This window comes from Salinicola aestuarinus, assembly GCF_003206645.1.
GTDB classification, from domain to species: Bacteria; Pseudomonadota; Gammaproteobacteria; order Pseudomonadales; family Halomonadaceae; genus Salinicola; species Salinicola aestuarinus.
The window spans coordinates 1-1,565 of sequence record NZ_PZJP01000014.1 but is presented as its reverse complement, the minus strand read 5'-3'; the positions used below and the strand labels follow the sequence as shown (position 1 = coordinate 1,565).

General features: G+C 49.7%; 2 protein-coding genes. Both read left to right on the top strand.

Annotated elements, in window-relative coordinates; genetic code table 11:
- Positions 1–413, top strand: a 413-nt coding sequence (locus DOM41_RS17565) for a hypothetical protein (protein WP_223161001.1), incomplete at its 5' end; no start/stop codon positions are given.
- A gap of 27 nt (positions 414–440) precedes the next feature.
- Complete coding sequence (locus DOM41_RS14910) at positions 441–1,292, top strand: tetratricopeptide repeat protein (RefSeq protein ID WP_188112416.1); 852 nt, start codon at positions 441–443, stop codon at positions 1,290–1,292.
- Positions 1,293–1,565 lie beyond the last annotated feature (273 nt).

The following is a 1,565-nucleotide window of genomic DNA, read 5'->3' as shown; positions in this document are numbered from 1 at the left end:
ATATCGACGTGATTCAGCGGTGGCGGCGTATGGACAATGCTGGGGCTGTTGCGGCCTTCGAGCAAGCCGATCATCAGGGGGAAGAGCCTTATTATGCCTCTATCAATATCATGCTTCCTAAAATAGAAAATGTCGCTCTTTATATGGAGGTAGAGCAAAAAAAAGGTGGTGATACAAACCGTCTCGCTACTTTTGCGACAGGAAAAAGTGACAATGATCACCGACAAAGCTCATCAGGTGTTATCGATGGCGGCGGTGAGGAAGGGGGACTCGATGTAATAGAAGTTGAGACAGGGAGTAAATGTTCTGTTTCGCTTGATTTGGAAGGCTTTGCGCAAGCTGTTAGCGTAAGATTGAATGTGACCGTGGCGGGGCGGGCCATAGGCCGAGACAATATATTGATCGAGATTTAACGAGGCCAAAAAATGAGCTTTAAATGCATGCGAAGTTTGCTTTTTTTTGTTGTTTTTTTGCTCCTTTCTGCGTTTTGTCATGCTCAGGAGCTTTATACGGATGTTGGGGATTTTGAAGAAGATTATTCGAGTAGTAGATATGAAAGCCTGGTTCTAAAATCTAAGCAGGGAGATTGTGTTGCAAGTTATTTTTTAGGGCTAGCCTATTTGAATGGGGATAAAGGTAGATCTGAAAATCCAGAAAAAGCCTTTCACTATTTTGAAGAGGCTTATCAAGCAGGTTTCTTCGAAGCTGGTTATTTTTCTGGACTTATGTATTTCAATGGGTACGGTGTTGACAAGGATGTAGATGCGGGAGTATCCAGAATAACTGATGCGGCACAAGCAGGTTATGCCCAAGCAATTAAAAAGCTCGTTGATATTTACATGTTTTCTGATGCAGATTTAGGGCTTGTGGATGATGCGAAAGCAGTGCGCTGGTTAAAGGAGTCAGCAGCCCTAGGAGATGTTCTTGCCATGAGAAATCTTTCGAATAGGTATCGCTTAGGCAAAGGCATTGAGGAAGATGATAATAAGGCTTTTTTGTGGTTGAGGAGAGCATCAGATAATGATGATATTTCGGCTCAAGGTACTTTAGGGGACTTCTACGCCCAAGGCATCGGCACCGATAAAGACCTCGTCCGCGCCTACATGATGTACGACCTCGGCGGCACGGCGTCTTCCGGCAAAAAGGCAGAACTGGCGGAGCAGATGACTCAGGCACAGATCGACGAAGCGGTTTCGCTCTCGCGCCAGTGGCAGGATGAACACAATAGCTACCGCCCCAGTTACCACGGCCTCGAAGCGCAGGGCAGCGACGGCCACTACGAATACCATTGAGCGACGGCTTCGCTCAATATCCCCTCCGATCACGATCGTCACCGGCCTTTAGGGCCGGTGCCCCATGGCTCGGCCAACGTTTGTCGTGCCATGGCGGTAGCCATTTCTGCCGATGATGCTAATGGTGTTCACCGACGTTGGCCGTCGCCAGCCTCGGTGCCGGCCTTGCCTCGGGGCGCTATGAGCGCCGGGCGGCCAGGCAGGGCATCGCCGCTGCCAATCAGTCCCTGGAGACCGCCAAGCGGCTAGCGCGCTTTGGTCAGATCACCGGCG